This is a genomic window from Pseudomonas sp. Irchel s3b5, assembly GCF_900187435.1.
GTDB lineage: Bacteria > Pseudomonadota > Gammaproteobacteria > Pseudomonadales > Pseudomonadaceae > Aquipseudomonas.
On the sequence record NZ_FYDY01000003.1, the window covers coordinates 192,812 to 218,867 of the forward strand.

The 26,056-nt window shown below is 59.7% G+C and carries 23 protein-coding genes, 1 tRNA gene and 2 pseudogenes; 10 read left to right on the forward strand and 16 right to left on the reverse strand.

Annotation, left to right across the window (positions count from 1 at the left end):
• Window positions 1-34: 34 nt before the first annotated feature.
• Both CKW15_RS04800 and CKW15_RS04805 read left to right on the forward strand, forming a co-directional pair.
• Window positions 35-1,261: a 3-hydroxyacyl-CoA dehydrogenase gene (locus tag CKW15_RS04800; RefSeq protein ID WP_095058239.1), complete on the forward strand. Its 1,227-nt coding sequence runs from the start codon at window positions 35-37 to the stop codon at window positions 1,259-1,261.
• Window positions 1,262-1,417: 156 nt separating this feature from the next.
• Window positions 1,418-1,840, forward strand: coding sequence for a thioesterase family protein (locus tag CKW15_RS04805; RefSeq protein ID WP_095058240.1), 423 nt, complete (start codon window positions 1,418-1,420; stop codon window positions 1,838-1,840).
• A gap of 66 nt (window positions 1,841-1,906) precedes the next feature.
• On the opposite strand, the gene CKW15_RS04810 is transcribed toward CKW15_RS04805, so the two are convergent.
• The 3 genes from CKW15_RS04810 to fdhD form a co-directional block, all read right to left on the reverse strand.
• Complete coding sequence (locus CKW15_RS04810; RefSeq protein ID WP_095058241.1) at window positions 1,907-2,401, reverse strand: glycine zipper domain-containing protein; 495 nt, start codon at window positions 2,399-2,401, stop codon at window positions 1,907-1,909.
• 294 nt (window positions 2,402-2,695) lie between these two features.
• Window positions 2,696-5,044, reverse strand: a complete 2,349-nt coding sequence (locus CKW15_RS04815; protein ID WP_095151724.1) for an FdhF/YdeP family oxidoreductase — start codon at window positions 5,042-5,044, stop codon at window positions 2,696-2,698.
• The gene (gene fdhD, locus CKW15_RS04820; protein ID WP_095151725.1) at window positions 5,041-5,880 is read right to left on the reverse strand and encodes a formate dehydrogenase accessory sulfurtransferase FdhD; all 840 of its coding nucleotides are present in this window, start codon (window positions 5,878-5,880) and stop codon (window positions 5,041-5,043) included. Before fdhD ends, CKW15_RS04815 begins: the two co-directional genes overlap by 4 nt.
• Window positions 5,881-6,143: 263 nt before the next feature.
• Here fdhD and lysM point away from each other — a divergent pair, with 263 nt between their 5' ends.
• Window positions 6,144-6,584 carry a peptidoglycan-binding protein LysM gene (gene lysM / locus CKW15_RS04825; RefSeq protein ID WP_095058244.1) on the forward strand — a complete coding sequence of 147 codons (441 nt, stop codon included), beginning with the start codon at window positions 6,144-6,146 and terminating at the stop codon, window positions 6,582-6,584.
• 155 nt (window positions 6,585-6,739) lie between these two features.
• On the opposite strand, the gene yrfG is transcribed toward lysM, so the two are convergent.
• Window positions 6,740-7,402, reverse strand: a complete 663-nt coding sequence (gene yrfG / locus CKW15_RS04830; RefSeq protein WP_095058245.1) for a GMP/IMP nucleotidase — start codon at window positions 7,400-7,402, stop codon at window positions 6,740-6,742.
• A gap of 88 nt (window positions 7,403-7,490) precedes the next feature.
• On the opposite strand from yrfG, the gene nudE reads away from it, so the two are divergent.
• Complete coding sequence (gene nudE / locus CKW15_RS04835; protein ID WP_095058246.1) at window positions 7,491-8,054, forward strand: ADP compounds hydrolase NudE; 564 nt, start codon at window positions 7,491-7,493, stop codon at window positions 8,052-8,054.
• Between the two features lie 20 nt (window positions 8,055-8,074).
• Window positions 8,075-8,881: a 3'(2'),5'-bisphosphate nucleotidase CysQ gene (cysQ, locus tag CKW15_RS04840; protein WP_095058247.1), complete on the forward strand. Its 807-nt coding sequence runs from the start codon at window positions 8,075-8,077 to the stop codon at window positions 8,879-8,881.
• An 86-nt stretch (window positions 8,882-8,967) separates the two neighbouring features.
• Here cysQ and CKW15_RS04845 read toward each other — a convergent pair whose 3' ends face one another.
• Genes CKW15_RS04845 through CKW15_RS04855 form a run of 3 tightly spaced genes read right to left on the reverse strand, consistent with a single transcriptional unit; the run spans window position 8,968 to window position 12,663 of the window.
• A complete protein-coding gene (locus CKW15_RS04845; RefSeq protein ID WP_095058248.1) occupies window positions 8,968-9,423 on the reverse strand; it encodes a YiiD C-terminal domain-containing protein in 456 nt (151 codons plus the stop codon).
• Window positions 9,424-9,463: 40 nt separating this feature from the next.
• Window positions 9,464-10,858 (reverse strand): sigma-54 dependent transcriptional regulator, encoded by a 1,395-nt coding sequence (locus CKW15_RS04850; RefSeq protein WP_095058249.1) that lies wholly within the window; start codon window positions 10,856-10,858, stop codon window positions 9,464-9,466.
• Entirely contained in the window at window positions 10,855-12,663 is a 1,809-nt protein-coding gene (locus CKW15_RS04855; RefSeq protein WP_095151787.1) for an ATP-binding protein, read from the reverse strand. The genes CKW15_RS04850 and CKW15_RS04855 overlap by 4 nt, the downstream gene beginning before the upstream one ends.
• 163 nt (window positions 12,664-12,826) lie before the next feature.
• Here CKW15_RS04855 and CKW15_RS04860 point away from each other — a divergent pair, with 163 nt between their 5' ends.
• The 3 genes from CKW15_RS04860 to CKW15_RS04870 all read left to right on the forward strand — a co-directional run bounded on the left by CKW15_RS04860 (window position 12,827) and on the right by CKW15_RS04870 (window position 17,580).
• Window positions 12,827-15,739 (forward strand): aminotransferase, encoded by a 2,913-nt coding sequence (locus tag CKW15_RS04860; protein ID WP_095151726.1) that lies wholly within the window; start codon window positions 12,827-12,829, stop codon window positions 15,737-15,739.
• A gap of 277 nt (window positions 15,740-16,016) precedes the next feature.
• Window positions 16,017-17,123, forward strand: coding sequence for an agmatine deiminase (aguA, locus tag CKW15_RS04865; protein WP_095151727.1), 1,107 nt, complete (start codon window positions 16,017-16,019; stop codon window positions 17,121-17,123).
• 244 nt (window positions 17,124-17,367) lie between these two features.
• Window positions 17,368-17,580: a hypothetical protein gene (locus CKW15_RS04870; RefSeq protein WP_095058252.1), complete on the forward strand. Its 213-nt coding sequence runs from the start codon at window positions 17,368-17,370 to the stop codon at window positions 17,578-17,580.
• 176 nt (window positions 17,581-17,756) lie between these two features.
• On the opposite strand, the gene CKW15_RS04875 is transcribed toward CKW15_RS04870, so the two are convergent.
• The gene (locus tag CKW15_RS04875) at window positions 17,757-19,850 is read right to left on the reverse strand and encodes a TonB-dependent siderophore receptor (RefSeq protein WP_095058330.1); all 2,094 of its coding nucleotides are present in this window, start codon (window positions 19,848-19,850) and stop codon (window positions 17,757-17,759) included.
• 142 nt (window positions 19,851-19,992) lie between these two features.
• On the opposite strand from CKW15_RS04875, the pseudogene CKW15_RS04880 reads away from it, so the two are divergent.
• Window positions 19,993-20,204 (forward strand): annotated as a pseudogene (locus tag CKW15_RS04880) (OprD family outer membrane porin); the annotation flags it as partial.
• A 230-nt stretch (window positions 20,205-20,434) separates the two neighbouring features.
• On the opposite strand, the gene CKW15_RS04885 reads toward CKW15_RS04880, so the two are convergent.
• The 3 genes from CKW15_RS04885 to CKW15_RS04900 all read right to left on the reverse strand — a co-directional run bounded on the left by CKW15_RS04885 (window position 20,435) and on the right by CKW15_RS04900 (window position 22,012).
• On the reverse strand, window positions 20,435-20,716 hold the full coding sequence (locus tag CKW15_RS04885; protein ID WP_095058253.1) for a DUF3077 domain-containing protein: 282 nt from the start codon (window positions 20,714-20,716) through the stop codon (window positions 20,435-20,437).
• 456 nt (window positions 20,717-21,172) lie between these two features.
• Entirely contained in the window at window positions 21,173-21,403 is a 231-nt protein-coding gene (locus tag CKW15_RS04895; protein ID WP_095058254.1) for a hypothetical protein, read from the reverse strand.
• 21 nt (window positions 21,404-21,424) lie between these two features.
• Window positions 21,425-22,012 carry a colicin E3/pyocin S6 family cytotoxin gene (locus CKW15_RS04900; RefSeq protein WP_095151728.1) on the reverse strand — a complete coding sequence of 196 codons (588 nt, stop codon included), beginning with the start codon at window positions 22,010-22,012 and terminating at the stop codon, window positions 21,425-21,427.
• Here CKW15_RS04900 and CKW15_RS04905 point away from each other — a divergent pair.
• A pseudogene (locus CKW15_RS04905) lies at window positions 21,980-22,132 on the forward strand (transposase); the annotation flags it as partial. The gene CKW15_RS04900 and the pseudogene CKW15_RS04905 sit on opposite strands and share 33 nt — an antisense overlap.
• 262 nt (window positions 22,133-22,394) lie before the next feature.
• Here CKW15_RS04905 and CKW15_RS04910 read toward each other — a convergent pair.
• From CKW15_RS04910 to CKW15_RS04930, 5 genes are all read right to left on the reverse strand, one after another.
• Window positions 22,395-22,470: transfer RNA gene (locus CKW15_RS04910), tRNA-Thr, on the reverse strand.
• Window positions 22,471-22,574: 104 nt separating this feature from the next.
• Window positions 22,575-23,102: a serine acetyltransferase gene (locus CKW15_RS04915; protein WP_095151729.1), complete on the reverse strand. Its 528-nt coding sequence runs from the start codon at window positions 23,100-23,102 to the stop codon at window positions 22,575-22,577.
• A gap of 331 nt (window positions 23,103-23,433) precedes the next feature.
• The gene (locus tag CKW15_RS04920; RefSeq protein ID WP_095151730.1) at window positions 23,434-24,663 is read right to left on the reverse strand and encodes a methyltransferase; all 1,230 of its coding nucleotides are present in this window, start codon (window positions 24,661-24,663) and stop codon (window positions 23,434-23,436) included.
• Window positions 24,644-25,333, reverse strand: coding sequence for an ABC transporter permease (locus CKW15_RS04925; protein WP_053153100.1), 690 nt, complete (start codon window positions 25,331-25,333; stop codon window positions 24,644-24,646). The genes CKW15_RS04920 and CKW15_RS04925 overlap by 20 nt, the downstream gene beginning before the upstream one ends.
• The gene (locus tag CKW15_RS04930; protein WP_053153103.1) at window positions 25,330-26,025 is read right to left on the reverse strand and encodes an ABC transporter permease; all 696 of its coding nucleotides are present in this window, start codon (window positions 26,023-26,025) and stop codon (window positions 25,330-25,332) included. The genes CKW15_RS04925 and CKW15_RS04930 overlap by 4 nt, the downstream gene beginning before the upstream one ends.
• Between the last annotated feature and the right edge of the window lie 31 nt (window positions 26,026-26,056).

A 26,056-nucleotide genomic window follows, 5' to 3' on the forward strand; every position in this document is an offset into this window, starting at 1 on the left:
GGCTGTCTTAGGATCGCCAACAAGAGAACACAATATGAGCCAGACGCCGACGAATATTCAGCGCGCAGCCGTGATTGGCGCGGGCACCATGGGCCGAGGCATTGTCATGTGCCTGGCCAACGCCGGGGTAGCAGTGCAATGGGTTGATAACAATCCACAGATGCTCGAGCAGGCATTGGTCACCGTAGCAGACACCTACGCCCACAACGTGCGGCAGGAGCGAATCGATCAGGCTGAAGCAGACGCTCGTATCGCTCGGGTCACTGCCGCCGCCGATTACGCGGCCATTCGCGATGTTGATCTGGTCATCGAGGCGGTGTACGAAAACCTTGAGCTCAAGCAGAAAATCTTCCGCGAGCTGGACGGTCTGCTCAAGCCCGAAGCCATTCTGGCGAGCAACACCTCGGCACTGGATATCGACGCCATTGCGGCGGTGACTCGCCGGCCGCAACAAGTCCTGGGCCTGCATTTTTTCAGCCCGGCACACATCATGAAACTGCTGGAAATCGTCCGTGGCGCCCAAACTGCACCGGCGGTCATCGACGCTGCGCTGGCACTGGGCAAACGCATGGGCAAGGTCAGCGTGGTGTCGGGCAACTGCGACGGTTTCATCGGCAACCGCATGCTCAATACCTATGTGCTGGAGGCGCGAAAAATGCTGTTGGAGGGGGCTTACCCCTATCAGGTGGATGCGGCGCTGCAAGGTTTCGGTTTCGCCATGGGGCCGTTCCGCATGTTCGACGTGGTCGGTGTCGATTTGCAGTGGCGTTCCCGACAACTGTCCGGTGTCGGTCAGGATGCACCTGAGGTTCAGGTGGATAACCGGTTGTGCGAGATGGAGCGTTTTGGTCAGAAGAGTGGCAACGGCTATTACCACTATGAGCCGGGCAGTCGTCAGGCCGAACATGATCCTCTGGTCGATGCGTTGGTGCTGGAAGTCAGCGAAGGGCTGGGGTTCCAGCGTCGCGAGATCAGCCAGGAAGAGATTCTGGAGCGCTGCTTGCTGGCACTGGTCAACGAAGGGGCGAAGATCCTTCAGGAAGGCATCGCCGGATCGGCCCACGATATCGACCTGGTTTACCTCAACGGGTACGGTTTCCCGGCAGACAAGGGCGGGCCGATGGCCTGGGCGGATCAGCAGGGGTTGGCGGATATTCACCGGCGCTTGATAGACCTTGAGACACGCCAGGGTGATCACTGGAATCCGGCGCGGGTGATTGGTGAGCTGGCAGCGGCTGGCAAGGGCTTTGCTGACAAGTGATTGATGTGGCGCCCGCGAGGACGCCTTCGCCAGCAGGCTGGCTCCCACAGTTGATCCAGGTCGCCCGCAGATTTTGGCAATGTGCGAGCCTGCTCGCGATGAGTTCAACTCGGTTTTTCGCCGTAGACTGGCGAACCCACTCAGGAATCAACACTGATGCCTCATCGCACCGAGTACCCGCACTTCCAGCCCGTCACCACGCGCTGGCATGACAACGACGCCTACGGTCACGTCAACAACGTCACCTACTACAGCTTTTTCGACACCGCGGTGAACACTTACCTGATCGAAGTCGGTGGTCTGGATATCCACGATGGCGAGGTGGTGGGGTTCGTGGTGAGCTCAGCCTGCGATTACTTTGCGTCCATCGCTTTCCCGGACCGGATCGAGATCGGTCTGCGGGTGGGCAAGTTGGGCAACAGTTCGGTGCAATACGAACTGGCCGTGTTCAAGCAGGGAGAAGACGAGGCCTGCGCGGCGGGGCGCTTCGTGCATGTGTTTGTCGATCGTGGGTCGAATCAACCCGTGGCGATTCCTGCAGGGTTGCGCGGGGCGCTGGAGCGTCTGGTGGTTCAGTAAGGCAAAAAAAATCGCAGCCCTTGGGCTGCGATTTTTGTTGTACTCACCAGCGAGGCGCTCGAGGCGTTAGTCGCGGTGGTACTTGTGGTGCTTGCGATGACCATAGGCATGGCCACGGCCCGGATGGCCGTCACGGTAGTAACGACGGTCATTATGGCTGCGATACGAACGATGATCGTCGTCGTGATCATTATCATTGTCGTACTCTTTGCCCATGTAGTTACCCAGTGCGCCACCGGCACCGCCGCCCGCTGCGGAGCCGATCAGGCTGCCGGTGGTGCCGCCCACGCTGCGGCCGACCACGTTACCGCCCGCAGCACCCAACGCACCGCCAATGGCGGCTTCGCCACGACTGTGTTTGTTTGCGCCGACTGCGCTACCACCCGCGCCACCCAGGGCAGCACCGATGGTGGAACCGGTATTGCCGCCTAACGACTGACCGACGACCGAGCCTAGAACCCCGCCCAATGCGCCGCCCACACCAGCTTCGGTGGTGCCGCCAGCAGAGGCAATGCCACTGACCAGGCCAAGGGACAACAAGAGAATCGAGGAGTACTTCATGGGGGAACCTCAAGGGGATGACGATGCGATCCTGAGGCTCCGAATTGTGCGTGACAATCGAAATCCGACGAATAACACGACTTGTATACAATTGTGCAAGTTACTGTTTTCTGGATGGAACTTAACTTTTTTTCGCCGGTCTTTTACTTATTCCCGAAGGCTGTTTTCATTTGAAAACGGCCTTTTTTGTGGGCGATTGAAATGTTTTTGCGTGGCCCATCAAGAATTTAAAAGATCGCAGCCTTTGGCAGCTCCTACAGGGATTGCCGAAGGCTGCGATTTTTTGATTTTGCGTTACGCCGACCGGGCCATAATCAACCCCGAGTCACTCGCCGCCTCCAGGCGGATCGCCACGAACTTCGACGTCGGTGTGTGGCTGCCGTCTCCGATGCTCTCCAGTGGCACCAACGGGTTCACCTCTGGATAGTACGCCGCCGCTTGCCCGGCCGGGATGTCGAATGCCAGCAGCGTGAAGCCTTTCACCCGGCGCTCGACGCCATCGTCCCAGATCGAAACGATGTCGGCCTTCTGACCAGGCTTGAAGCCCAGGCGGATGATGTCGGCTTCGTTTACGAACAACACATCGCGTTGTCCCTTCACGCCGCGATATCGGTCATTAAGGCCATAGATCGTGGTGTTGTACTGATCGTGGGAACGCATCGATTGCATGATCAGGTCCGGCAGCACGCCGGTGGCGCGGGTGCGTTCGTGGACCAGATCCTTGGGCAACCTGTTGGGTTTGAAAGTGGCCCGGCCCGACGCGGTGTTCCATTTGCGCGCACCGGCGCTGTTGCCGAGGTAGAAACCGCCCGGGTGCTTGATCTTCTCGTTGAAGTCTTTGAAGTTGGGGAGGGTGTCGGCGATCAGGTCGCGGATGCGGCCGTAGTCGGCCACCAGCCAGTTCCAGTCCACCGGATGGCTGCCCAGCGTCGCAGCAGCGATCCCGGCCAGGATCGCCGGCTCCGAGCGCATCTGGTTCGACAGCGGCTGCAACTGGCCGTTGGAGGCGTGGACCATGCTGAAGGAATCTTCGACGGTCACCGCTTGCGGGCCTTCGAACTGGATATCTATGTCAGTCCGGCCCAGGCACGGCAGGATCAGCGCCTCTTTGCCGTGGGTCAGGTGGCTGCGGTTGAGCTTGGTGCTGATCTGCACGGTCAGGTCGCAGTTTTGCAGCGCCTGGAAGGTCCGTGGGCTGTCCGGGGTGGCTTGGGCGAAGTTGCCGCCCAGGCCGATGAAGACTTTTGCCCGGCCTTCGGCCATGGCGTGAATCGCCTCGACCACGTTGTGACCGTGGGCGCGCGGTACCTTGAACTGGAAGCGACGCTCCAGCGCGTCGAGAAACGCCGCTGGCGGGCGCTCATTGATGCCCATGGTCCGGTCGCCCTGCACGTTGCTGTGGCCTCGCACCGGACACAGGCCGGCGCCCGGTCGGCCGATGTTGCCGCGCAGCAGCATCAGATTGGCGATTTCCTGAATGGTCGCCACCGAATGACGATGCTGAGTGATGCCCATGGCCCAGCACATGATGACGTTCTTGCCCTTGGCATACATGCGTGCTGCTTGCTCGATCTCCTCGAGGGTCAGGCCGGATTGCTCGATGATCTGTTCCCACGGGGTGTCATCGATGGTCGCCAGATAATCCAGCACGTTGACGCTGTGTTCATTGAGGAAGTCGTGATCGAACACCGCCGGGGCGCCGGTCTTTTGCGCGTCGCGTTCCCACAGCAGAAGGAATTTCGCCATGCCGCGCATGATCGCCATGTCGCCGCCGAGTGCCGGTCGGAAGAAGGCGGTGTTGGTCGGCTTGTCGCGGTTGGTGAGCATTTCGATCGGATGCTGCGGGTGCTGGAAGCGCTCCAGCCCGCGCTCCTTCAGCGGATTGATGCACACCACTTGCGCGCCGCGCTTCACCGCTTCACGCAAGGGTTCGAGCATCCGCGGGTGGTTGGTGCCGGGGTTCTGGCCCCAGACGAAGATTGCATCGGCGTCTTCAAAGTCGTCGAAGGTCACGGTGCCTTTGCCGACGCCAACGCTCTGCGCCAACGCGACACCGCTGGCTTCGTGACACATGTTCGAGCAGTCAGGGAAGTTGTTGGTGCCGTAGGCGCGCACGAACAGCTGGTACAAAAAAGCCGCTTCGTTGCTGGCGCGGCCCGAGGTGTAGAACTCGGCCTGATTGGGGCTCGCCAAGCCGTTCAAGTGTTTGGCGATCAGGGCGAAGGCGTCGTCCCAACTGATTGGCTTGTAGCGGTCGGTTTCGGCGTCGTAGCTCATTGGCTCGGTCAGGCGACCTTGATATTCGAGCCAATAGTCGCTTTGTTCCAGCAATGAGGTGACGCTGTGTTTGGCGAAGAACTTGCCATCGACACGGCGTTTGGTCGCTTCCCAGTTCACCGCTTTGGCGCCGTTCTCGCAGAACATCACCATGCCCTTTTCCGGCGAATCGCCCCACGCGCAACCTGGGCAGTCGAAGCCACCGTTCTGGTTGGTCTTGAGCATTATGCGGAGATTTTTCAGCGCGTTGTCGCTGGTCATCCAGGCCTGGGCCACACTGATCAGCGCACCCCAGCCACCGGCCGGACCTCTGTAGGGCTTGTAGCGAGGGACGGGTTTCTGGTCGGCTTGGCGGTGTTGACTCACGCTTGGTTCTCCATCGCGGGGCTGTAGACCCGCGGCGCATTCTTTTGCGGCAGGTGAATGAGATTGAGGTTGTGGCGCCGGGCCCATTGCACGGCAAGGCCGGTGGGGGCCGACAGGCTGACCAGCGTTTGAATGCCGGCGCGCAGGACTTTCTGGATCAGTTCGAGGCTGCAACGGCTGGTGACGATCGCCAGCCCGCCAGCGGTCGGGATCTTTTGTCGGATCAGGCCGCCGATCAGTTTGTCGAGGGCGTTGTGCCGACCGATGTCTTCACGGCCCAGCAGCAACTCGCCCTGGTCGTTCATGAACACTGCCGCATGCACCGCACCGCAATGCTGGCCCAGCGGCTGGAACGCTCCAATGCGCTGGCGCAGTCCGTCGAGCCATTCGGCGGGTGGCAGCGGCGCGCCGGGTAAAACTTTCAGGTCCGGCAATGCCTGCTCGACCGCCTCCACGCCGCACAACCCGCAACCGCTGGTGCCGGCCAGTTGCCGACGCTGTTGCTTGAGGTTCCAGAAGGCGCGATTGGCGATGGTCACTTGCGCGTATTGCGCCGACCCCGAGCCACTGAGTTGCAGGTCATAAATGTCCGTGGCGTCCTCGATGATGCCGCTGCCCAGGCTGAAGCCGACAATGAAGTCTTCCAGATCTGTGGGCGTCACCAGCATGACCGCCTGGCTGATGCCGTTGAAGGCAATGGCCAGCGCCACTTCTTCGGCCAGCGCGGTGCTGGCCGATTCCGAGTGTTCAAGATTGCTGTAGCTGTATGTCTGGCTTGCGGCGGGCGCGGGCGTTTCGAGGGCAGGCGCCGCGCAGGCAGGGCGCTTGGTGTTCATGGCATCACCGACGGTTTGATCAGCTTTAAGACTAGGCGTGACAACATGTCGCGTCTAATCGCTATTACTGATCTACCGATAGATGCGCTCGATCAAGCTCGGCCAGCGATTGCGGATAAATCGCGAAACAGGCTTGCGCGAGCATGCTGGATGTCGATCTTCGCTCCAGGCGGGAAGCGGCGTCATTGGTCGGGTTGAATTCGCAAAGGGCGACTGTGGTCTAGGCTTTGATGTCTGGAACCCAAACCCAAGGAGAGTGAAACATGAGTCTTTTCAGCTTTATCAAAGAAGCAGGCGAGAAGCTTATTGATCTACTGACGCCGGGCAATGCCAATGCCAGTGAGCAGTTGAAGGAACACATCAGCAAGGTTGGCCTGGGTAATCCGAATGTACAGGCGACGGTCGACGGCGACAAAGTCACCGTGACCGGTGAAGTCGCGAGTCAGGAAGAGAAAGAAAAGATCCTGCTGGCATTGGGCAACATTGCTGGGGTTGGCAGTGTGGATGATCAGATCACTGTGACAGGACCGGTGGTCGCTGCCGCGCGTTTTGTGGTGGTGAAAAAAGGCGACACCCTCAGCGCGATTTCCCTGAGCGTGTATGGCAATGCCAACCAGTACAACAAAATCTTCGAGGCCAACAAGCCGATGCTGTCGCACCCGGACAAGATCTATCCGGGGCAGACACTGCGAATTCCCGAGTAACACAAAACCTGTGGCGAGGGAGCTTGCTCCCGCTGGAGTGCGAAGTACTCCCAATTTGGTCAATGCGTTCTCTCTGATAGATCGCATCAGCTGAATGGCGACTGCTGCGCAGCCGAGCGGGAGCAAGCTCCCTCGCCACATTGACCGTGTCAGGTCTACAGCCCTGCAATCAAATCCCGATAATCCTCAACCGCCGCAAACTCTGCGGTGTCCTTCGGCCCTTTGCGGCTGTCGGGTTCGCGTACGGCCAGCAAATGCGCCACACCAAAATCCCGTGCACTGCGCAGAATCGGCAGGGTGTCGTCGATAAACAGGCTGCGCGCCGGGTCGAAATCGATGTCGGCTTGCAAGGCGTCCCAGAACTGCGGGTTTTCTTTGGGGAAGCCGTAATCGTGGGAGCTGATCAGGCGCTCGAAGTACGGTGCCAGCTCGATTTTTTCCAGCTTCAACGACAGCGAATCACGATGGGCGTTGGTGATCAGCACCACGCGTTTGCCGGCCTGCTTGATCGCGGCGAGAAAAATGTCTGCGTCCGGGCGCAGGGCGATCAGATGGGCGGTTTCCAGTTTCAGGTCGCGCACGGGTAATTTCAGTTCGGCACTCCAGAAATCCAGGCAGTACCACTGCAACTGGCCGGCATTGCGTTCGAACAATGGCTGCAACTCCAGTTCAGCCATGGCCCGGCTGACGCCGTGCAACTCTGCATAGCGTTGGGGCAAATGTTCGAGCCAGAAATGGTTATCGAAATGCAGGTCCAGCAACGTGCCGTCCATGTCCAGCAGAACGGTATCGATGTCGGACCAGGGTAGTGAAGGCATGGCAACTTCTCGGGCGGTAGAAAGATTTCTGGCGTAAACAATCGGGAAAGCCGCGTTATAGTACCGCGTTCACGCCAAGGAGCTTTGCATGCGCCAGAAACCCACCATACTCGCCCGCGAAATTGTCGCCACCAGTCGATTGTTCTGCGTGGAAGAGCTGAAGCTGCGCTTTTCCAACGGCGTGGAGCGCACGTATGAGCGCCTTGTCGGCAAGGGGGCCGGGTACGGCGCAGTGATGATCGTGGCGATGCTGGATGCCGAACATGCGGTATTGGTCGAGGAATACTGCGGCGGTACCGATGAATATGAGATGTCCCTGCCCAAGGGCTTGATCGAGCCGGGCGAAGACGTGCTGGCGGCGGCTGAACGTGAACTCAAGGAAGAGGCCGGTTTCGGCGCGCGTCAGCTTGAGCACTTGACCGAGTTGTCATTGTCCCCCGGCTACATGAGCCAGAAAATTCAAGTGGTGTTGGCCACCGATCTGTACGAAGAGCGCCTGGAGGGTGACGAGCCCGAGCCGATGGGCGTGAGCAAGGTCAACCTGCGCGAGTTGTCGGCCTTGGCGCAGAATCCGCAATTTACCGAAGGCCGCGCCTTGGCGGCGCTGTACCTGGCCCGTGACCTCTTGACCCAGCGTGGAGCGTTTCAGTGACGAACTTTTCTCATCCATTGATGGCGCCGATTGTTGAGCTGGCGTTGCAGGCGGGCGATGCGATCCTGCCGTTCTGGCGCACGGGCACGGCCGTCACCGCCAAGTCGGATGACTCCCCGGTGACCGCGGCGGATCTGGCAGCCCACCACCTGATTCTCGCGGGCCTGACCGCACTCGACCCGAGCATCCCGGTGCTGTCGGAAGAGGACGCCAACATCCCCCAAAGCGTTCGCGCCGGATGGCAGCGCTGGTGGTTGGTCGACCCGCTGGATGGCACCAAGGAATTCATCAGCGGCAGCGAAGAATTCACCGTCAACATTGCCCTGGTTGAAAACGGTCGCGTGGTGTTCGGCGTGGTCTCGATGCCGACCAACGGTCGTTTTTACGTCGGCGGCGCCGGGCTCGGTGCGTGGCGAGGTGACAAGGGCGGCACGCCAGTGGCGATTCAGGTGCGTGATGTTTTAGCGCCTGGCGAAGCGTTCACTGTGGTTGCCAGTCGTCGTCACTCCAGCCCGGAGCAGGAGCGTTTGCTGGCCGGGTTGAGCGCCAGCCTTGGCGAATTGCAATTGGCGAATATCGGCAGCTCGCTGAAATTCTGCCTGTTGGCCGAAGGCGCGGCGGATTGCTATCCACGCCTGGCACCGACTTCGCAGTGGGATACCGCTGCCGCACAAGGCGTGCTGGAAGGGGCGGGCGGGGAAGTGCTGGATCTGAGCGGCGAACCGTTCTGCTATCCGGCGCGGGAGTCGCTGTTGAATGGATTCTTCCTGGCCTTGCCGGCGAAGGCGGCATGGCGGGAGCAGTTGCTGGCGCTCGCGATCCTGTAGGAGCTGGCTTGCCGGCGAAGCGGTGTGTCAGGCACACCGCGTTGCATCATTCGCCAGCAAGCCGGCTCCTACAGAGGTAGTGGCGCTTAACGGTGCATCACGTACTGCCCGACAAACCTCACCGCCACCTCATCACTGCCCTCATTCACCACCCGCGTGTTCAACGTCAACCGCGCTCGGCTGTATCGCTGGAAGGTGGTCAAAAACTTCTTCCACACGACCGGGTCCGGCGCCTGGCAAATGGCGTTGGCATCGCCCGTCACCGGTAGCGGGTAGCTGATCTGCCCTTCCTGAATCACGATGTGCCCGTCCGTAATGCCTTCTTCTTTCAGACGCAGGTGCAACCAGCCCCAACCGGCCAGGACGGCGCCGCAATACAGGCTGCCGCCAAACATGGTGCTCTTGTGGTTGACGTTGGCTTCCAGCGGCAAGCGCAGGCGCAGTTGCTGGTCATGCCAGTCGAGCACCGTGAGGCCCATCTCCCTGGTGAGGGGAATGTCGTGATGCAGGACGGATTCGAGTTGACGACTGTCGCGGCTCATTCAATGACCTCTTGTTTGAAATGGATGACTGGACGGCCACTCAATCGAGGTCGTCGGGTTGGGGACTTGCGCCACTGTCGGCGAAACTCAAGCCGTGCTTGCGCAGTTTGTCGTGCAGGGTCTTGCGCGGAATGCCGAGGGCTTCGGCGACGCTGCGCACTGAGCTGTGGGAACGTGCCAGTTCAGCAGCAATCAGGGTTTTTTCGAAGTTTTCCACTTGCTCGCTCAACCCGCCACTGACGACGTCTATCGCTGTGCCGAGACCACTCTGCGGCTCAGTGTTGTCCAGCGCCAATTCCAGACCCAGGGCAAAACGTTCAGCGGCATTTTGCAGTTCGCGAACATTGCCGGGCCAGGTGTGGCGTAGCAACAGCGCACGCTGACCCGGCTGCAGTTCATGGGGTGGCAAGCCGTGGCGGGCGCTGGCCTCATCGGCAAAATGCTGGAACATCACCAACGCATCTTCACCCCGCTCACGCAGCGGCGGAATGCGCAGCGGTGCGACGTTCAGGCGGTAATACAAGTCGGCGCGGAAGCGACCCTGATCGGCCGCCTGGCGCAGGTCTTCCTTGGTCGCAGCGATGATGCGGATGTCGAGCGGGATCAGTTGATTGCCACCCAAGCGCTCGACCACGCGTTCTTGCAGCAAGCGCAGCAACTTCACCTGAACATCCAGGCTCATGCTTTCGATTTCATCCAGGAACAGCGTACCGCCATTGGCGAACTCGAACTTGCCGATGCGGCGTTTTTGCGCGCCGGTAAAGGCGCCGGGCTCGTGACCGAACAGCTCGCTTTCGACCACGGACTCGGCCAGCGCCCCGGCATTGATCGCCACGAACGGACCGTTGCGCCGGTTGGACAAGTCGTGCAGCGCTCGGGCCACGACTTCTTTACCGGCCCCGGTTTCGCCGAGGATCAGCACATCAGCCTTGGTCGCCGCGAGTGCGCCGATTTGCTCGCGCAGGCGCAACATTGAGGCGGATTGCCCGACCAGGCGCGTGCTCAACTCATTGCGATCACTCAGGGCCAGCCGCAGGCTGCGGTTGTCCAGCACCAGTCGGCGCAGGGCCAGGGCACGGCGCACGCTGTCGAGCAGAGCGTCGCTGGCGAAGGGTTTTTCCAGAAAGTCGTAAGCCCCGGCGCGCATGGCCTGCACTGCCAGCGGCACGTCACCGTGACCAGTGATCAGCAACACCGGCAGGTCGGGGTCCTGGGCATGCAGTTCAGTCAGCAGTTCGAGACCGTCCATCCCCGGCATGCGGATATCGCTCACCACCACGCCCGGCCAGTCGCGCTCAAGCTGCCCGGCCAAACCTTTGGCTTCGGCCAGCGGCAGAATTTTCAGGCCGGCCAGATCCAGCGTCTGGCTCAGGGCCTGGCGCAGATGGGGATCGTCGTCGATCAACACGACCTGGATACGGTTGTCGATGGTCATGCACTTCGGTCCTCGGACGGTTGCAGGCTCACACCCGGCGCGCCTGCGCGTAGCTTCAGGGTAATCAGCGCGCCGCCTTCCTTGTGGTTGGCGAACGACAGTTCACCGCCGAAGGCGCGCATCAGGGTCTCGCAAATCGCCAGGCCCAATCCAAGCCCCTGAGTACGGGTCTTGGTGGTGTAGAAGGGCTCGCTGGCGCGACCAAGGGCTTCCATGCAAAAACCGGGGCCGTTGTCGCGAATGTACAGGTTGACGCCTTCGGCTGTGGATTGGGCACTCAGCCAGAGTTTGCGCGGCGGACCTTTTTCGGTCAGTGCGTCCAGAGCGTTGGCCAGCAGATTGCCGAGCACCTGGCGCAGACGGGTTTCCCCGGCCTCGACCCAAAGCGTCGCGGCGGGCAAGTCGCGGATCAATTCCACTTCCATGCTGCGTCGGCGTTTGGCCAGCAAGGCCAGCGCATCGTCCAGCGCCGGTTGCAGGGCGACACTTTCCGGAGCGTGGCGATCGCGCCGGGCAAAGGCACGCAAATGGGCAATGATCGAGGCCATGCGCCCGGTCAATTCGCTGATCAGCTTGAGGTTGCCACGGGCGTCATCGGTGCGCTGGTGGTCCAGCAGCACTTCGGCGTTTTCCGCGTAACTGCGGATGGCGGCCAGTGGCTGATTGAGTTCGTGGCTGATGCTCGCCGACATGGTCCCCAGCGCCGACAGTTTGCCGGCCTGCACCAGATCATCCTGGGCGCGGACCAGTTCCTGCTGAGCCTGTTCGCGCTCCAGCACTTCCTGTTTCAGGCGACGGTTGAGGCCTTCGAGGTCGCTGGTGCGCTCGGCGACCCGGCCTTCCAGTTCGCGACGGGCCTTGGCTTCGAAGGCGATGCGTTCGAGGTAATGGCGACGGCGCTGCATCATCAGGCCAAGCAGCAACATCGCAACCAGCAGCGCTGCGCCGCCGATGGCGACCACCGTGCGTACCGGCCGGTCGATCAGGGTGCGCGGGGCAAGAATGCTGACGTTCCAGCCCGTTTCGGCGATGGGTTGGGTTTGAGTCAGCCAGGCATCGGGATTGAGCTCCAGCGGCTTCGGGTCGCGGGTTGGATAAGGCTGGATCGCGGTGATGGCTTTGTTTTCTGCTTCGCTCAACGGGCGCGTCGAGCGGAATCGCCACTCCGGGCGTGACGTCAGAATCACCACGCCGTTATGGTCCGTCAGCAGCAGCTGTTCCGGGGTTTTACCCCACAGGCTTTCGGTGTGGTCCAGGTCTACCTTGACCACCAACACGCCGACGATTTTCTCGCCATCGCGCACGCCCGCCGCGAAGAAATAACCGCGCTTGGCGGAGGTGGTGCCCAAACCGAAAAACCGCCCGAGCCGCCCGGCCATGGCTTCGCTGAAGTACGGCCGGAAAGAAAAATTGCGCCCGACGAAACTGTCGTGTTTGTCCCAATTGGAGGCGGCCAGGGTTTTACCGCTGGCGTCCATCAGGTACATGACTTCGGCACCGGTCTGGGCGCTGATGTTCTTCAACAGGCGGTTGGCGTTGCCCTGGGTGACGCCGTCGTCCGGTGCACCGAGCACGGCGCGCAGGGCCGGCAGGTCGCCGAGGATCTGCGGCAACACTTCATAGCGGTGCAGGGTGCCCAGCAGGTTGGCGACGTAGAGGTCGAGGGTCTGACGGTTCTGACTGGCCAATTCGCTGCGGTAGTAGCGCTCCGCCAGATGCTGCAACGGCCAGAGCAGCGGTGCCAGGCACAGTGCCAGCAGGGCCAGGCTGCGCCAACGGGGTCTGGGGGGAAGGGTCGGAGTCATGAGCATCGAGCGCCTGTGGGTACAGGCGCATTATGCCTAGGCTTGCGGGCACCGTCTGCGCGAGAAAACGGCCCTGCAAACGCTCAGTGCCGACCGTGGGGGGTTGCGTATCGCCCGAAGCGGTGGCGATATAAGCGCCTAATAAATTTTCAGGGGTCGTTGTATGCCGCTCGCCACGTTGATTCATCGCGCCAGTTTGCCCAGCCCGCAGGTGTCTGCGGAGCAGGCGCTTGAGCTGCTTGAGGAACATTACGGCTTTAGCGGAAAGTTGCAGGCCCTGGGTAGCCAGCAGGATCTGAACTTCCGCGTCGACAGCGACCGGGGGCGTTTCGTCCTGAAAATCTGCCGTGGCGACTATTCGGTACTGGAGCTTCAGGCCCAGCACGCGGGGCTCAAGCATTTGGGCGAGCACCCCGATGTGCAGGTGCCGCGCGTGATCCCGGCGAAAAGCGGCGCGGACCTGCTTTCCCTGGACGTGGGCGACCAGGCGGTGCATGTCCGTTTGCTGGAGTACATCGAAGGCCAGCCCCTGACGAGCCTCAAGTATTTCAACCCGGCGGTGGTGGCGGGTTTCGGTCGCCTGTGTGGCGAGATGGACCTGGCGCTGGCGGACTTCGATCACCCTGGCCTGGTGCGGACGCTGCAATGGGACGCTCGCCACGCACACGCCTTGATCGCGCACCTGCTGCCGGTCATCAAGGATGAAGCCCAGCGTCGGCTGATCGTCGAAGCGTCCGAACAAGCCGAGCGCCATTTGCAGCCACTGGAAGACAAGCTGCCGGTGCAGGCCATCCACATGGACATCACCGACGACAACGTGGTGTGGCAGCGCGATGCGCTGCGTCACTGGCAACTGCAAGGCGTGATCGATTTCGGCGATCTGGTGCGCACCTGGCGAATCACCGATTTGTCGGTGACCTGCGCCGCGCTGCTGCATCACGGTGAAGGCGATCCGTTCTGCATTTTGCCGGCGATCCAGGCTTACCACGCGGTCAACCCGCTTCAGCACGAAGAACTGCTGGCGCTCTGGCCACTGATCGTCGCTCGTGCGGCGGTGCTGGTGCTCAGCGGTGAGCAGCAAGTCAGCATCGACCCGGGCAACACCTACAGCCGCGACAATCTGATCCACGAGTGGGAAATTTTCCGCGTCGCCACATCGGTGCCACTGGCGTTGATGGAAGCAGCGATTCTCTCTTCGGTTGGCCAGACGCTGCCGGTTATTGGCAGTGAAGGTTTCGCGCCGCTGTTGCCGAACCTGGTGGGGCGTGAGTTTGCCTTGATCGATCTGGGGGTGTTGAGCCCGCATTTCGAGGCCGGCAACTGGGAGCAGGAAGGCGTCGATCAGCGCCTGCTGGATGAAGCCGTTGCAGCTCATGGGCTGGCGGCCAGTCGCTACGGGCAGTACCGTTTGTCACGGACCCGGCCGGACGTCGCGACTGAGCCAGAGACTTTCCCGTTGCATGTCGAATTGCGTGTCCCCCAGGGCTCGGCGGTCGAATCGCCGTTTGCCGGCGTGGTGCACCAACTGTCGACCGGCGTGCTGCAACTGGACGGCCCGCAACTGAGTGTGCGGCTGTGGGGTGTGACGCCATCGCTGCACAGCGGCGCAGCCTTGGTCAAAGGCCAGGTGCTGGGTTCGGTCAGCGGCCCGTTGATTGTGCAGTTGTGCCGAGGGGCGTCGATCAATGCGCCGCTGTTCTGTACGCCATCGCGGGCGGCCGCCTGGCATGCCTTGTGTCCGTCACCGGCGTCGCTGCTGGGGCTGGCGTGTGACGCCGAAGATGAGCTCGACGCTAAGACCTTGCTGGCGCGGCGTGACGCCAGTTTTGCCCGCACGCAAAAACACTACTACGTCGATCCGCCGCGCATCGAACGCGGCTGGCGCAATCATTTGATCGACATGCAGGGCCGCTCCTACCTCGACATGCTCAACAACGTCGCGGTGCTGGGTCACGGACACCCGCGCATGGCGGCGGTCGCCAGTCGTCAGTGGTCGCTGCTCAACACCAACTCGCGTTTCAACTACGCCGCGGTGGCCGAGTTTTCCGAGCGTTTGCTGAAACTGTCGCCCGAGGGCATGGACCGGGTTTTCCTGGTCAACAGCGGTAGCGAAGCCAATGACCTGGCGATTCGTTTGGCATGGGCCTACAGCGGTGGTCGCGACATGCTCAGCGTGCTGGAGGCCTATCACGGCTGGACGGTAGGCGCGGACGCGGTGTCGACCTCGATTGCCGACAACCCCAAGGCCTTGAGCAGCCGTCCGGACTGGGTGCATCCGGTGATCGCGCCGAACACGTATCGCGGCGAATTCCGCGGCCCGAACAGTGCACCGGACTACGTGCGCAGCGTCGAACACAACCTGGCAAAAATCGCCGAGCAAAAACGCCAACTGGCCGGTTTCATCTGCGAACCGGTGTACGGCAATGCAGGCGGTATCTCGCTGCCGCCGGGTTACTTGAAACAGGTTTATGCAAGGGTGCGTGCGCAAGGTGGCGTGTGCATTGCCGACGAGGTGCAAGTCGGCTACGGGCGCATGGGTCATTTCTTCTGGGGCTTCGAAGAGCAGGGCGTGGTGCCGGACATCATCACCATGGCCAAGGGCATGGGCAACGGCCAGCCGTTGGGTGCGGTGATCACTCGCCGGGAAATCGCTGAAGCACTGGAGGCCGAGGGTTACTTCTTCTCGTCCGCTGGTGGCAGTCCGGTCAGCTGCCAGGTCGGCATGGCCGTGCTGGATGTGATGGAGGAAGAAAAACTCTGGGAGAACGCGCAAATCGTCGGCGGGCATTTCAAGGCGCGCCTCGAAGCACTGATCGATATTCATCCGTTGGTGGGCGCGGTGCACGGGTCCGGTTTTTATCTGGGCGTCGAGTTGATCCGCAACCGCGAAACCCTGGAGCCGGCCACCGAAGAGACCACGGCGCTGTGTGATCGCCTGCGTGAGCTCGGGATCTTCATGCAACCGACCGGTGATTTCCTGAACGTGTTGAAGATCAAACCGCCGATGGTCACCTCGCGTCAAAGTGTGGATTTCTTCGTGAACATGCTGTCGAAGGTGCTCGAAGAGGGGCTGTAAACTTTTCCCCCTGTAGGAGCGAGCCTGCTCGCGATGGCGGTTTTTCAGTCGACAAATCTGTGACTGACATGGCCTCATCGCGAGCAAGCTCGCTCCTACAGGGATGGGGGTGTTAATCCGATTGTTATCGGCTTTCAATACATGCTTTGAGACAATTCTGACGGGTAACGCTTTAAAAGCCGATATTTATCGGATATAAAGTCGCCATAGTCCACGGCGTGTCCCAATGCGCTTTCCATTTCTGTCAGGCATCAATGCCACTCTGGAGTCCTGAGCCATGACCACGTTGAACAGCTCCCCTCGCGCCGACGGTTTCTACATGCCAGCCGAATGGGCACCTCAAACCCAGGCCTGGATGATCTGGCCCGAGCGCCCGGATAACTGGCGTCTGGGTGGCAAACCGGCGCAGGCCGCCCACGTGGCAGTGGCCAAGGCCATCGCGCGTTTCGAACCTGTGACCGTGGGAGTTTCCGCTGGCCAGTACGAAAACGCTCGCGCACGTCTGGACGTGCCGAATATCCGTGTCGTGGAAATGTCCAGCGACGACGCCTGGGTTCGCGACTCCGGCCCGACGTTCGTCATCAACAACACGGGCGAAGTCCGTGGTGTGAACTGGGATTTCAATGCCTGGGGCGGTTTCGACGGCGGTCTGTATTCGCCGTGGAACCGTGACTCGCAGGTCGGCGGCAAGATCCTTGAAATCGAACGCAGCCAACGCTATCGCACCGAGGGCTTTGTGCTCGAAGGCGGTTCGATTCACGTCGATGGCGAAGGCACGCTGATCACCACCGAAGAATGCCTGCTCAACCGCAATCGCAATCCACACATGAACCGTGCGGAAATCGAAGCAATGCTGAGCGCAAATCTGGCTGTGGATAAAATCATCTGGCTGCCGGACGGCTTGTTCAACGACGAAACCGACGGCCATGTGGATAACTTCTGCTGCTACGTGCGTCCGGGTGAGGTGTTGCTGGCCTGGACCGACGATCCGCAGGATCCGAACTACCTGCGTTGCCAGGCCGCGATGAACGTGCTGCAAAGCAGCACCGACGCCAAGGGCCGCCCGTTCACGGTGCATAAAATGCCGATTCCGGGTCCGCTGTTTGCAACCGAGGAAGAATGTGCCGGTGTCGATCCCGTCGATGGTACTCAGGAACGTAATCCTACGGTTCGTCTGGCCGGTTCTTACGTGAACTTCCTGATCGTCAACGGCGGCATCATCGCCCCGAGCTTTGATGACCCGCAGGACGGTCCGGCGAAAGAGATTTTGCAGAACCTGTTCCCGCAACACGAAGTGGTGATGGTGCCGGGTCGTGAACTGTTACTGGGTGGCGGCAACATTCACTGCCTTACCCAGCAGCAACCCGCGCCGCACAAGGAGTGAGTGAGGTCGTAACAGCCTGAGTGGATTACCGGATCGCTCAAGCCAGCGATTTACCTCTCCTGGCCATGCCCAGAACCCGCAGCCCTTAAGGGCTGCGGGTTTTTTGTATCCACTTGGCCATACTTTGGAAACCTTGGCACAGCTCTTGTATCTGTGCTGTTGTAACTGGGGGAGGGGAGAGCTTCGATGTTCTGTCATAAACCTTGGATAAGTTAGCCGCTCACAACTGGGAGAGAGCGCTGAAATGAACGCCGAAGTTAATGCAGTGAACGAAAAGGCGTTGCATCCCCTGGCTGTAAACAGTGAATCGCTCCAGATGATGGCGCACTGGTTCAAGTCCAATGGAACGCGTCCGATCAGTGAAACTGATCCGCGCCGGACGATGATCGAGCGCTACCCCGTTGATCTGTTCAGCGAGGCGGAACTGGATGCGTTGTGGGATGTGATGGAAGGATAAGAAGCACAACAACGGATTGATAAAAGAAAAGCGCTGCCGGGATGGCAGCGTTTTTTTTTACCTGAATAGTCCCGTAGGAGCTGGCTTGCCAGCGAAGGCGTCGTGTCAACCGACTTCAACGTTATTGACCCAGCGCTTTCGCTGGCAAGCCAGCTCCTACAGGTTTTGTGTTGTGGTCAGAAGCTGTAGGTGCCCGTCACCACTACGCTGCGCGGTGCCCCCGGCTGGATCTGAAATGCACTGGTCGCCGACGAGTAGTACGTCTTGTCGCTGATGTTGTTCAGTGCTGCGCGCACATCCCAATCCTTGTGACGGAAACCGGCCAAGGCATCCCAGCGACCGTAACCTGGCAGTACGGTGGTGTTGAGGTTGTCCGCATAACGGTCGCCAACCAGGGTCAAACCGGTTTCGGCGTACCAGCCCATTTCCGGTTTCCAGGTCAGGAACAAGCTGCCGTTGTGTTTGGCCACATTGTTGATGCGCTTGCCTTCCAGGCCATTGTTGTCTTCCTCGATGGTCGCGTCCTGTAGACCCACGCCGCCGCGCACGTACCAGTTGCCGGTGATTTTACCGGCAGCGGTCAGCTCGATCCCGCGGGAGCGTTGCAGGCCGGAGAGCAGGGTAATGGTTGGATTGTTCGGGTCGCTGGTGCGGCGGTTGTAGAGTTCCAGTTCGTAGATCGCCAGCGTCGTGCTCAGGCGATCGTCGAGCCAGTCGCTCTTCACGCCGATTTCTTTCTGCTTGGTCAACTCGGGGCTCAAGTCATTGGCGTTGCCGGCTGCGCCCGGGGTGATACCGATCAGGCCGCCACCGACCGGCGAGAACGTCTTGGACCAGGAGGCGTAGAAGGAATGATTCTGCAGCGGCGTCCAGACCAATCCTACGCGCGGGCTGGTGCTGTGGCTGTCACGGTCTTCGGAAATGTTCCGCAGCTTGTTGGTCGACTCGATATCAAAGGTGTCGTAGCGCAGGCCGGCGAGCAATTGCCATTGATCGTTGAGGCGTAATTGATCCTGCACATACACGGCGCGGCTTTCGACTTCAGTGTGGGAGTTGCTCGACACCTGCATGCGCCCGGTATGAAGCAAGTCGCGGTTGGGGTTGTACAGGTCCAGCGGCGGTACCGGCGAACTCCCCGCGCCCGAGGTGGCCGCGTTGTACAACAGCGGATCGCGGCGCTGGCTGCCGATTTCGATGCCAGTAAGCAGGCGATGCTCCAGGCCGAAGGTGTCGAAGCCACCCTCCAGCTCAACGTTGTTGTAAACGTTGCGGGTCGACAAGTCCTGCTGCCAGTGCTGGCGCGTGACTTTGTTGGTGGCCGGGACGTAGCCGGTGACATAGGTGTTGTCGAAATCGCTATTGAGCTTGAACACGCCCAGGGTCTGACGCAGCTGCCAGTTATCGCTCAACTCATAGGTGAGTTTCGAGCGCAGGGATTGCGCCTTGTCGTCGATGAAATCGTTTTCGCTGCCGTAGGTCGTATCGCGTCCTACGTCTGCCGGGCGACCGTTGACACCGGGAATGCCGCGATCCGGCGTCCGGTTGTAGCGGCTGTACTCGTACTGCACCAACCAGTTGAGGTCGGGAGTCAGTTGCCAGCTCATCGATGGCGCGAACAATTGACGATTGCCGCTCACGCCATCGCGGAAACTGTTTTCGTCCATGTTGCCCATGTTCAGGCGCAGGCTGATGTTCTCGGAAGGGTCGGTGCTGAGGTCGGCGTACAGGCTGCGCAGATCTTCGCTGCCACCTTGGGCTTCGATCGTCGAGCGGCGACCGAACTCCGGTAGCTTGCTCACCCGGTTGACGATCCCGCCCTGGCTGCCACGGCCATACAACACGGCCGCCGGGCCTTTCAGAACGTCAATGCGTTCGATGTTGTGCAAGTCGCGCACGTATTGGCTGTCGTCGCGGATGCCATCGAGATAGAAGTCGTTGCTGGCGTCGAAACCACGGATGCGCAAGCTGTCAAATCGCGTATCGGCGCCGCTGCTGACGTTGGGGATGCCGCTGAGTGCAGTGCCCAAATCGTTGGTGCCGTAGTCCGAGACGTTCGAAGTCTTGATCGAATCGATCGCTTGAGGCACGTAGCGCACCGGCGTATTGGTGCGGGTCGCCGTATTGGTTTGCGTGACACGCGGGTCATCAGCTTCCGCTTCAGCACTGACCGACGTGGCAGGCAAAATGGTCGTTGTTGCGTAGGAAAAACCGGCAGACAGAAAGGCAGAAAGCCCAAGGGTCATGGGCGTAAGACGAAAGGGGGCAGGCATTGCGAAGTGCATCCGAGAGGGTGGTCAATTCAAGGGCGCGAATGGTAATGCTTGTTATTTACTTTCGTTAATTGTTCTTGAGCGGTTGGGTGGATTGATTGTTGCTAAGTATGTCCTGATTGATACGTTCCGATTTTTAGACTGGTCCGACTTCAACGCCGAAGACGAACGCAGCTGGCAGCTGGCAGCTGGCAGCTGGGCTACGGCCTGGACTTCACCACCTTCGGCGTCCCGGGCCTGACCTACAACTTCGCCTACGTGTGCGGTGACAACATCACCACGTCCACCAGCGAAGGCGGCACCGAGCGTGAGATCTTCAACCAGTTCAAATACGTCGTCCAAAGCGGCCCGGCCACATCTGGCCTTGAAATACAAAACGCCCGATGCGGTGCAGCGGGCGTTTTGAGACTGAAACAGGTGTAAACCTATTTCAGGACTAGACAGTTGATTTGCTCATGTCGCCGAAACTCGATTTCGGTACCACGTCTTTCGAACGTGTCGTCCGCGGCGAAATGTTCGGAAGACGCGTCGCAAAAAGTGAAAAATTGCGACACGTCTTAGCACTTCAAATTGGCGCGACGACGTTATTGATTGCGATTGTTCATCGGCGAGTCCAGCACCTTCACCACATCATCAATGATCGCCTTGCTCATATCCTGCAAAAAATGCGACGCCCAGGCATGCCGATCGGTATCGCGAACCATGGCCGCGTCTGTTGCGAGCAGCTTGGCAACGTGGAGTAGATCGGAAGCGTGGTAGAGAGCCTGGATAACCGGGACGCCAGCGTTGACGCGAAACAGCGGTTCGTTGGCGTGGAAGGAGAAGTGGGTGAGGCCGATGGTTTTCAGATCTTGGGGATTGGTCATTGGGCACCTCCGCTGGTTGGGAGGAATTGAGTATTTGCATGCCTTCGAAGAAAGGCCGGCATAGATACAAAGAACGTGAGAACACAGATTTTTGACGAATCAATTTTATACATGGTCTAGCTCCTATCGTTGAGGAACTGCCACGAACCGTCGCCAAACGATTATGGGTGGCAGCTGTGCGCAGGTTGGCGAACCGGGACAATAGGAACCCGGCAGACCCAAAGGTCTCCCGCGCACAGCTACCATAACGGGAAAATACGAGCGAAAAAAAACGCCAGCAATCGTTATGGTGGCGCCTGTGCGCCTATTGTTTGGGTCGGGTCGCCAAACCCGGTCGCTGATTTTGCAGCGATGTGGGCAGCCTAGCGTGGGGCAGGGCGATTCGCAACCTGGGATCTTGGCCAACAGGGCCGCTAAATGCTTACTGCTTGAATCCAGGCAGCCCGTTGGCTTCGTTCATACACTACAAGACAGCTGAAAAATATAGGCCGGACTACTGAATACCCTGCCCGTCATGTTTTCAAGGTGGCTTATCTGCTCCGGCGATAGGTCGTACTCATAGATTGCATCTTCTGGCTCACTCCAAGCCATTACCTCTGCCAACTTATCAATCTGATCGGCAGGGATCTCAATGCTGAAAGCTAATTGCTCGGTTTGCTTGTCGAACGCAAGAATCTCATGTTTCATTTTTTGGGTTCCAATCAAGATTTATTTAGGCGTGGTTCGACCTGGCTCGGCGTCTTTTGCTCGCTCTCCCGTCTCAGGGTTGAACTCTCCCAGATGCTTGCCCTGCTTGTCGTATAGCTCAACCCGGCCATTCTCATAATCCCACTCATAGATCCGGCCCTTCCGATCTTTCCAGCGTTTACGTTTATGCCCGCCGCCTTTGACTGAGCTCTTCGAGGGGCTGAGCACCGCATCAGGGAAAGCCGTCAAACCTCTGGGAGCCGGGTGATAGCTGTGGTCGCCGCCGATAGGTCGAGCGAACACCACGTACAGGGAGCTAAGGCCGGTGTCTGCCGGGAATACCAGAATACGGTCGTCGGTCTCAACATCCTCGCCAGCCGGATAACCCTCAGTCCCGGAGTCTGTGTTTTCCAGTATGGGGTGAACCATGATGAGGGGATCGCTGCAGCGTTGCTCAGGGTGGACCATGGGCGGAATGGCTAGCGGTCCTTTGGGCGTCCACAAAATGGTGATGCCGTTCAAGTCCGCTTCCAACACGGTTTTGGTGGCATTCCATTTGACCTGCACCGTGCGTACGGAATCGTCGGCCGGGTTCGCTGGCCGATGCATACGGGCCAGTTGGAAGGCATCAACAATCGAATAAAAGTCATCAAACGGATGGCGTACGGTTACCGGGACAGCAAATTCTTTTTCATGAAGATCAAGAGCGTCTATCCCGGTAATCCGTGAAGAACCAAAAAAAACCGCACGATTTGAGCTTGCTGACTGGGTCAACCTAGGCTTGGCGGGTGTGTTGGGGTGCACTGTAGGTAGGTGTAAGAGCCCGTCAATGTTGCGCTGATGTGAAACGGTAGGCGCGCGGGCAGAGTTTGGTCTGTCGATGGAGATAAGGCTTTGTTGGTCTTATCGCAGCAATGTGGAAGCTTCTAGGGATTTCTGGAATGCCAGAAACAACAAAGCCCTCGTATTTCTACGAGGGCTTTGTTTTGTATGGTGCCGGCACCAGGAATCGAACCCGGGACCTACTGATTACAAGTCAGTTGCTCTACCATCTGAGCTATACCGGCGTGTCAGGGCGACGATTATAGCGATTGGGCAGGTTCTGTAAACCCCTGAATTCTGACTATTTTTGCGCGAGCCTCAATTGCGGAATTCTGGCGCTCGCGGGTCGTCATCGAGCGTTGTAAAACGTCGTTCCCGGCGGGATGTCTTTGTTGACGAATGACATGGCTCCGATTGTGACGTTGTCCCCGATGGTCAGGGCGTCGGCGATGATGCAGCTGTTGGCTCCGACGCTGACATTGTCTCCAATCACCAGTTCATAACTGTCCAGGCCCAAGGTCTTGATACCGATGGTGGTGTTTTGACGAATGAAAAAATTGCGACCGATTTTGACGTTGCCTGTAATCACCACGCCAGGCAGGTGAGCGATGCGAAAGCCTGGACCTATCTGGGCGTCGATACTGATGTCGACGCCGTACTTGAGGTTGAGTTTTCTCTCCAGCCGTTTGGCGTAACGGCGTGCAAAACTGTTTCCGGAATAGAAGTACTGGGCCAGCCGGAACATGAACAAGTAGCGCAGGGTATTGTTCTTGCGAGTCCGCTTAAGGATGTTGCTGATAAGGCCTGTGCGGCTGCCACGTTTTTTCTTGTTGGAAACTTCCGACTGCCAGTGTTCTATCAAGGTGTCGAGATCCAAAACGTTGCCCCTGCTGATTCGTTTACCAATGAAGCCGCCGATACCGGCTGTTTATTTTTTAAGGCGTGAAAGCTTGCGCATATTCTACCCATATCGCCTTGATTTTGGCGGTTATGTCCTTTTGATCGAATGCTTATGCACAACGTAATTTCAGATGCACGCGATTAAGTGAGGATTTGTGGATTCGTTCTCGTCTGTACGCAAATCCCTGTTTTTCAGGTTCTTTATTCGACTGTACGAAACTGAGCACTTTTGTTTTACCTCTGAAACAGCGGTGAATATTGGATCCACGATAATTTTATCAACAGAGTTATCCACAGGCTGAGAGCATTTAAGCGCGTTCGGCCAGAAGCAGGAAATTACGCGGGGTGAGCGGGGTTTCGCAGAAGGTGCCGAGGCGAACGGTGTAGCCCTGCTCGGCGAGGAAAAGTGCTCGATCAAGGACCAGCCAAAGCTCCAGCGGACGTCGGAAAAGTCCGCGCAGCAGTTCCAGGTTGCGCACTTGCGCCAGTCGTTGCCAGCCAGCGGCTTCGAGTGCAGTCCAATCCTGAGGGCCAATTGTGGATAACTCTTTGAGTGCGGCCAGGTGATGGCAGTATTCGGCGAAGGGTTTATCCAGCCAGGCAGTCGCTAGCGAGGGAGTTGGAAGGTACTCGTCGATACCGCGCAGTTGCCGTTGCAGCAGGTCGAAGCCCAGTCGCCGGGCCATGGAGGTGTCGCGCTGGCGTCTGACACGGGCACCCGCGGTGACCGTTTCACTCATTGGCAGTGCGAGATCATCCAGCGACAGCTGTAGGGCGGAGCCTTTGGCGCCGTAAGACAGCGGTGTGTATTCAGGCCGGCTGATCCGGTTGTAGCAGCACGGGGCGATGGCGAGTTGTTTGCAGCCTGCGGCGCTGGCTAGTTGGATTAGGCGCACGTGCAAGTCACCGCAGGCGTGCAGGGCGACGGGCGTGTGTTCGGCCTGTAAAAGCGAAGCCGCGTCGGAGGCGAGTACATCTTGTTCGACGTGCAGCGCATGCAGGTGATGGCGCTGACTCAGCGCCTGACCGCTGGCGACCAGTGCCGGGTCGTACTCCAGGCATGTCAGTTGCTGGCCGGGTTGCAGCAGGCGTCGACCCAAATGCCCTTTGCCCGAGCACCAGTCCAGCCAATGCCTCGGCGTATCCGAAAATTGCAGCCGACTGGCAAACGCTTCGATCTGCAGCCATTTACGTCCCGGTACGTCGACGTTCAACCGATGGCCCGCGGCTTCGAGGGCATGGGCAGGCAATTCGTCCACAGCACTCAACGCAACGGACATCGCTGCCAGCGAAGCGAAAGGTTCAGGGGCGTGCAGAAGATCGGGATGGTTGTGGGCGCTTTCCGCTTCGTCCAGCGAACGGCCGCGAAGCCAAGCGGCCAATTCGGGGTAGGACGCTTCCCAGGGAAGCTGCAGATGAGTGAACGGTCGAGGCTTCCACAGCGCCTCATGCGCGGTGAGAAAAGTATCCAGCGCAGTGAAACGGGCGAGTAGGTCCTCGCCCATCAACACGTGGGAATCAACGCCCTTGGCAGGCATCGACGCGCAACCAGCGCTCCAGCAGCTTGAAGCCGCGTACCAGCACGTAAGCCATCACCAGGTAGAACATGCCCGCGGCGAAGAAGATCTCCACCGGCAGGTAGGTCCGGGCAATGATCGTGCGGGCCATGCCGGTCAGTTCCAGCAGGGTCACGGTACTGGCCAGGGCGCTGGCCTTGAGCATCAGGATCACTTCGTTGCTGTAGGCCGGCAGGCCGATGCGCGCGGCACGCGGCAGGATGATGTAGAACAGCGCCTTGGGTTTGGACATGCCCAACGCGCGGGCCGCTTCGATCTCGCCCGGTGGAATCGCCTGAATCGCGCCGCGCAGGATCTCGGCGATGTAGGCCGCGGTGTGCAAGGTCATGGTCGCTGTGGCGCACCAGAACGGATCGCGCAGGTACGGCCACATCGAGCTGTTACGGACCGCGTCGAACTGCGCCAGGCCGTAGTAGACCAGGAACAGCTGAACCAGCAACGGCGTGCCCCGGAAAAAGAAGATGTAGCCGTAGGGAAATGCGCGCACCCACCACAAGCGTGACGAGCGGGCGATGCCCAGCGGAATCGCCAGCAGCAAGCCGGCGATCACGGCGATGGCCACCAGTTCCAGAGTCAGGGTTGCGCCCTGAGCCAGTTTCGGCAGCCACTTGATGATGACTTCCCAGTTCATTGGGTGCTCCTCGCGAAGCCGCGAGCGGCACGTTTTTCCAGGAAGTGCATGCCGGTCATGGCGAGAACCGTCAGGCCCAGGTACATGAACGCGGCCACCATATAGAAGGTGAACGGTTGCTTGGAGACGGTCACACCGATTTGGGCGTGGCGCATGATTTCTTCCAGGCCGATCACCGACACCAGCGCGGTGTCCTTCATCAGGATCATGAACAGGTTGCCCAGGCCGGGCAGGGCGATGCGCCACATCTGCGGCATGATCAACTTGGTGAAGATGCGAAATTTCGACAGGCCCAGGGCTACGCCGGCTTCACGGTGACCTTTGGGAATGGCGAGGATCGCACCGCGAAACACTTCCGTGGCGTAGGCGCCGAAGCACAGGCCCAGCGCAATCACACCGGCGGCGAAGGCGTTGAGTTCAAGGTCGGGGTTGCCGAAGAACTCGCCCAAGGCACGCATCAGGTTGACCGTGCCGAAGTAGATCAACAGCACCCAGAGCAATTCCGGGATACCGCGAACCAGGGTCGAATAAGTGCCGCCAAGCCATTGCAGCGGCTTGTACGGGGAAGTCTTGGCCAAGGCGCCGAGCAGACCGAGCACCAGCCCCAGGCACAGGGCCGAGAGTGCCAGTTTCACAGTCATCAGCGCGCCAGCGGCGAGCGCCGGGCCGAATCCGTAGAGGTCGATAATCATGGATTTCTTTTCAAATCGCGGCGGGCGATGC

Excerpts from the sequence above, each read along its gene's own strand:
- CKW15_RS04800 (WP_095058239.1), top strand. The coding sequence starts at position 35 with ATGAGCCAGACGCCGACGAATATTCAGCGCGCAGCCGTGATTGGCGCG.
- CKW15_RS04805 (WP_095058240.1), top strand. The coding sequence starts at position 1,418 with ATGCCTCATCGCACCGAGTACCCGCACTTCCAGCCCGTCACCACGCGC.
- CKW15_RS04810 (WP_095058241.1), bottom strand. The coding sequence starts at position 2,401 with ATGAAGTACTCCTCGATTCTCTTGTTGTCCCTTGGCCTGGTCAGTGGC.
- fdhD (WP_095151725.1), bottom strand. The coding sequence starts at position 5,880 with ATGAACACCAAGCGCCCTGCCTGCGCGGCGCCTGCCCTCGAAACGCCC.
- lysM (WP_095058244.1), top strand. The coding sequence starts at position 6,144 with ATGAGTCTTTTCAGCTTTATCAAAGAAGCAGGCGAGAAGCTTATTGAT.
- yrfG (WP_095058245.1), bottom strand. The coding sequence starts at position 7,402 with ATGCCTTCACTACCCTGGTCCGACATCGATACCGTTCTGCTGGACATG.
- nudE (WP_095058246.1), top strand. The coding sequence starts at position 7,491 with ATGCGCCAGAAACCCACCATACTCGCCCGCGAAATTGTCGCCACCAGT.
- cysQ (WP_095058247.1), top strand. The coding sequence starts at position 8,075 with ATGGCGCCGATTGTTGAGCTGGCGTTGCAGGCGGGCGATGCGATCCTG.
- CKW15_RS04845 (WP_095058248.1), bottom strand. The coding sequence starts at position 9,423 with ATGAGCCGCGACAGTCGTCAACTCGAATCCGTCCTGCATCACGACATT.
- CKW15_RS04850 (WP_095058249.1), bottom strand. The coding sequence starts at position 10,858 with ATGACCATCGACAACCGTATCCAGGTCGTGTTGATCGACGACGATCCC.
- CKW15_RS04855 (WP_095151787.1), bottom strand. The coding sequence starts at position 12,663 with ATGACTCCGACCCTTCCCCCCAGACCCCGTTGGCGCAGCCTGGCCCTG.
- CKW15_RS04860 (WP_095151726.1), top strand. The coding sequence starts at position 12,827 with ATGCCGCTCGCCACGTTGATTCATCGCGCCAGTTTGCCCAGCCCGCAG.
- aguA (WP_095151727.1), top strand. The coding sequence starts at position 16,017 with ATGACCACGTTGAACAGCTCCCCTCGCGCCGACGGTTTCTACATGCCA.
- CKW15_RS04870 (WP_095058252.1), top strand. The coding sequence starts at position 17,368 with ATGAACGCCGAAGTTAATGCAGTGAACGAAAAGGCGTTGCATCCCCTG.
- CKW15_RS04875 (WP_095058330.1), bottom strand. The coding sequence starts at position 19,850 with ATGCCTGCCCCCTTTCGTCTTACGCCCATGACCCTTGGGCTTTCTGCC.
- CKW15_RS04885 (WP_095058253.1), bottom strand. The coding sequence starts at position 20,716 with ATGACCAATCCCCAAGATCTGAAAACCATCGGCCTCACCCACTTCTCC.
- CKW15_RS04895 (WP_095058254.1), bottom strand. The coding sequence starts at position 21,403 with ATGAAACATGAGATTCTTGCGTTCGACAAGCAAACCGAGCAATTAGCT.
- CKW15_RS04900 (WP_095151728.1), bottom strand. The coding sequence starts at position 22,012 with ATGCATCGGCCAGCGAACCCGGCCGACGATTCCGTACGCACGGTGCAG.
- CKW15_RS04920 (WP_095151730.1), bottom strand. The coding sequence starts at position 24,663 with ATGCCTGCCAAGGGCGTTGATTCCCACGTGTTGATGGGCGAGGACCTA.
- CKW15_RS04925 (WP_053153100.1), bottom strand. The coding sequence starts at position 25,333 with ATGAACTGGGAAGTCATCATCAAGTGGCTGCCGAAACTGGCTCAGGGC.
- CKW15_RS04930 (WP_053153103.1), bottom strand. The coding sequence starts at position 26,025 with ATGATTATCGACCTCTACGGATTCGGCCCGGCGCTCGCCGCTGGCGCG.